The sequence below is a fragment of the Microvirga sp. P4_A5 genome (assembly GCF_056402495.1).
Window position 1 is genome coordinate 1 of sequence record NZ_JBFUHH010000170.1, and the last position, 4070, is coordinate 4070.

A 4070-nucleotide genomic window follows, 5' to 3' on the forward strand; every position below is an offset into this window, starting at 1 on the left:
GGCTCCACCAGCGGCGTCAGGTCTCGCATCAACTCGCGGACCTCCCGACCGGCGATGCGGTATTTTTCCATGTCGGGCTTCATCACCACCGCGTGCGGGCAGGCATCGAGCGCCTTGAACATCGGCATGGCGGAGCGCACGCCGAAGGTGCGCGCCACGTAGCAGCAGGTCGACACCACGCCGCGCTTGCCGCCGCCGATGATCACCGGCTTGTCGGCAAGCTCCGGGTTGTCGCGCTTTTCGACGGCGGCGAAGAAGGCGTCGCAATCCACATGGGCGATGGCGAGGGTATCGCGCTCCCTGTGCCGGAGCAGGCGAGGGGAACCGCAGATTCCACAACGCGAGACCGTCTCGCTTGTCGCGAAGGTCAGGCAGTCCCGGCACAGGGGGGCGTCGGTCACGGCCGTCGCTCTACTCGAATTCGGACGGTGACAGCGCCAGATGAGCGCCCATGAGTTGTTCGGGCTTCACATTCAGTTCGGTCGCCAGCGCCACGAGAAGCCCCTCGTCCGACACCACATAATCCAGAATGCCGGCGAAGAATCGGGGCGAGGCCGCCGCCTCGCGGATCGTCTCCGGGCGCAGGCCCGAGATTGCCAGGAAGCGGCTCATCCGCTCCTCGTCCCCCGTGATGGCCGAAAATGCAGCCATCGCCATGGCTTCCGCGGCGTCGGTGGTAATTTTTTGAGGCAGTGCATACATTTTCACGAAAGGATTCTCATTTCGTCAATAAGTTCGAAACTAGGGTCATCATCGGATGAATATGTGGGCCGGTGAAGTCGATATTTTGGCCCCGTGTTTTTTGTTTTAACGCATGATCTTACGACGAAGAGCTATCTCCTTCGCCTGATCGTGCCCTGGGATCGCGGCAATGAAAAAGACCGTGCTCATCGTTGAGGACAACGAGCTCAACATGAAGCTCTTCAACGACCTCCTCGAAGCACATGGCTATGCGACCCTCAAGACCGGTCATGGCATCGAGGCCATGGAGCTTGCGCGCGCCCACAAGCCGGACCTGATCCTCATGGATATTCAGCTTCCCGAGGTGTCGGGGCTGGAGGTGACGCGCTGGCTGAAGGCCGACGACGAGCTCAAATCCATCCCCGTCATCGCCATCACGGCCTTCGCCATGAAGGGCGACGAGGAGCGCATCCGCGAGGGCGGCTGCGAGGCCTATCTGTCGAAGCCTATCTCGGTCGCCAAGTTCATCGCCACGGTGAAGACCTATCTGGAAGCGGACCAGGCCGCTACGTAAGGCCGGCGGGTATCGGCGAAGGCGGGCTCAGGCTCGGCGCCGAGACATCGCGATTCGGCCGCTTGCCTTTGGGCGCGCACCTGATAGCGTGCGGGTGACATTACAGAATATCGGGATATCGGGCCTTGTTTTGTCCGATGTTTCTTTTATGTTCACCCGACACGCCCCGGCTTTCGGGGCCGCCATGCCTCACGGATGCTCAGGTCCGCCGCATCTCCTGGGAATTCGTAGGCTCGGCCGCGCTGGGGACGATCGTTGCCTCTACAACATCGTCCCCAGCCGGCCACCTTGAAACTCCCATGAGCCGGCCTGTTTGCCTCGATTTGACCGGACCCGCGTCGTGCCGGCGGTTTACGCGACCTGGGTCGGTTCCGGACGGTGGCCAATCGTTCGGCTGACAAGGTCCTCGATGAGGCAAGACGCGTGAACACCCAGACCCCGCAGGATCCAGCCTATCAAACTCGCGTTCAGGCGAGCTTCGACAAACAGGGGCTGATGACGACCCTCGGGGCCTCGATTGTGAAGATCGCGCCGGGAGCGGTGGAGATCGCGCTGGGGAAGAAGCCGTCCGTCACGCAACAGCACGGTTTCATTCACGCGGGCGCGCTTGCTGCGATCGCGGACACGGCGGCGGGCTATGCGGCGCTCACGCTCATGCCGCCCGGAGCCGGGGTGCTGACCACCGAATTCAAGATCAATCTCGTGGCCCCCGCCACCGGAGACCGTGTCATCGCCCGGGGCCGCGTCGTCAAGGCCGGGCGGACGCTCACGCTGGCGCAGACGGAGATCGTCAGCGAAACCGCCGGTGAGGAGAAGCTCGTGGCACTTCTCACCGCGACCCTGATGCGAATCGAAGCGCGGGACGGGGTGTCGGATTGAAGCTGCGTCCACGGCAATAAAAAACCGCCTCGCGAGGGAGGCGGTTTTCGTAAAGACGTCAAAGAGATCGGGCGAAACCGATTACTTGATCTTGTATCAAGTGATTATGTTTTTCATGCCGTCTCTCATCGTTTCAAATCCTTGATATTCAACAAGTTATGCGATCAGGCGGTTGCGCTTGGTTGCAGCCAGTGCCATTCTTCTGTTACCCATACGTTACCCAGAAATGTGTTCGATTCAACAATGCGTCGGTTCTGATGACTGCGAGATCCCTTACGGACGTCGAGGTTCGATCCCTTCGTTCTGCTTCCGATCAGCGACTCGAAATCTTCGACGCGAAGGCGCGCGGCCTGTGTCTGCGCGTGACCTCCGGCAAGAAATCGTGGAGCTTTCTCTATCGACCCAAGGGAAGTCCAAAGCTTCGTCGCTACACAATCGGAGACTATCCCGCCTGGTCTCTGGCGGCTGCTCGTGAGAAGGCGATGTCGTTAAGGCAGCGAGTCCAAGACGGGGGAGATCCCGTTGTTGAGGCTAAAATCAGGCGAGATTGCTTGACCGTCGCTGGCCTTGTTGACCGGTTCATCGAACGCTATGCGAAGGCGAAGTTGCGGTCATGGCGGGACTACGAGGCGGTGCTCAAGCGTGAAGTAGTTCCAGCGTTGGGTGAGAGAGCGGCTGCGGAACTCACGCGGGCAGAGGTCGCAAATCTTATCGACAAAGTCGCGGAACGAGCTCCGGTTCTGGCGAATCGGCTCCAAAGTACGATTTCCTCGGTGTATTCGTGGGCGTTATCGGAAGGTCTGGTTTCGACAAATCCCGTAAAGGGACTCCGGAAGCGGACGGAAGAGGTCGCCAAGAATCGGATCCTCAGCGATGAGGAGATCCGACGTTTCTGGCAGGCGACCGAAGGGGCATCACCAGCCTTCCGGGATGCGCTCCGATTGATTCTCTTGACGGGCCAACGGCCGGGGGAGTGCGCGGGTATACGAGCGGAGGAAGTGGATCTCGCCGCGGGAGTATGGACGATCCCCTCGAGTCGAAGCAAAAACAAGATTGAACACTCGGTTCCGCTGGTAGGGGAGGCGTTGCAGGTCGTCGAACGTCTGATGGAGCGCAAGAAGGCTGGCCACCTGATAATCACGCCTCGCGGCAAAGAACTCAGTTCCCAAAATCTTGCCAAGGCCATGGAGGCGCTGCGGGACGGGCTATTTAGCTCGACCGTCACCGCTCATGATTTACGCCGCACGGCAGCAACCATTATGGGCCGTCTTGACCTCGACCAAATGTTGATCGCGAGAGTGTTGAATCACGCCTCGACAACGAAGGCGACCGTTACCGGCTCAGTCTATGACCAGCATACATATGTCCCTCAGAAGAAAAGAGCCCTTGAGGCCCTGGGTGCGGAACTCGCCCACATTATCGCCAGCACGGCATCTCCAGACAACGTGATCCGGCTGAACCGAGAGCGTTGAAATGATCCCTGATCTGGTTCCTGACGATTATTGGCACTCGCTTCTCTCCCGCGCCGACCCGGTGTTGGATCCGGAAAGCGAAAGGGCGTTGGCAGCTCGCAAGCTCGTCAATCATATGCTGTGGGTGGCATCTGGCCACAGAGACGGTCCCAAAGATCCTCTGCGAAGCTTCTCCGCTTACGCGGCCGCCGGTGAGAATTTCATTGCGGGCATGCGCGCATTGGATGAGTTTCGAGTGGTGATGGGTACCGAGGCTGACTATTGGCTTGGTCAACGCCCCGGGAAGAACGTCGAGCCCCTGTTCAACGATGACATGGCCAAAATGATCGAGAATTACTGCAAGGTGTTTCGAAGAACTGAACAGTATATTGAAAGCGGTGATTACGAAAAACCGGGTCCCAATAGTAAGCCGTGGTTGCATTACTGCGTATCACGTCTCCATGGCGTCTGGTGCGATGAACTGC

General features: G+C 59.4%; 6 protein-coding genes. 4 read left to right on the plus strand and 2 right to left on the minus strand.

Going from position 1 to position 4070, the window contains the following annotated elements:
* Both AC1DVM_RS22610 and AC1DVM_RS22615 read right to left on the minus strand, forming a co-directional pair.
* The coding region (locus tag AC1DVM_RS22610; RefSeq protein ID WP_477258303.1) for a Y-family DNA polymerase at positions 1 to 401 on the minus strand (401 nt) is incomplete at its 3' end.
* Between the two features lie 10 nt (positions 402 to 411).
* The gene (locus tag AC1DVM_RS22615) at positions 412 to 702 is read right to left on the minus strand and encodes a DUF3572 domain-containing protein (protein WP_477258313.1); all 291 of its coding nucleotides are present in this window, start codon (positions 700 to 702) and stop codon (positions 412 to 414) included.
* Between the two features lie 169 nt (positions 703 to 871).
* Here AC1DVM_RS22615 and AC1DVM_RS22620 point away from each other — a divergent pair, with 169 nt between their 5' ends.
* From AC1DVM_RS22620 to AC1DVM_RS22635, 4 genes are all read left to right on the plus strand, one after another.
* Positions 872 to 1255 (plus strand): response regulator, encoded by a 384-nt coding sequence (locus tag AC1DVM_RS22620; protein WP_477258305.1) that lies wholly within the window; start codon positions 872 to 874, stop codon positions 1253 to 1255.
* Positions 1256 to 1678: 423 nt separating this feature from the next.
* Positions 1679 to 2134: a PaaI family thioesterase gene (locus AC1DVM_RS22625; protein WP_477258307.1), complete on the plus strand. Its 456-nt coding sequence runs from the start codon at positions 1679 to 1681 to the stop codon at positions 2132 to 2134.
* Positions 2135 to 2391: 257 nt separating this feature from the next.
* On the plus strand, positions 2392 to 3606 hold the full coding sequence (locus AC1DVM_RS22630; RefSeq protein WP_477258309.1) for a tyrosine-type recombinase/integrase: 1215 nt from the start codon (positions 2392 to 2394) through the stop codon (positions 3604 to 3606).
* 1 nt (position 3607) lies between these two features.
* The coding region (locus AC1DVM_RS22635) for a hypothetical protein (RefSeq protein WP_477258311.1) at positions 3608 to 4070 on the plus strand (463 nt) is incomplete at its 3' end.

Bases quoted from the DNA above. Each gene is read 5' to 3' on its own strand.
- AC1DVM_RS22615 (WP_477258313.1), bottom strand. From the start codon at position 702: ATGTATGCACTGCCTCAAAAAATTACCACCGACGCCGCGGAAGCCATG.
- AC1DVM_RS22620 (WP_477258305.1), top strand. From the start codon at position 872: ATGAAAAAGACCGTGCTCATCGTTGAGGACAACGAGCTCAACATGAAG.
- AC1DVM_RS22630 (WP_477258309.1), top strand. From the start codon at position 2,392: ATGACTGCGAGATCCCTTACGGACGTCGAGGTTCGATCCCTTCGTTCT.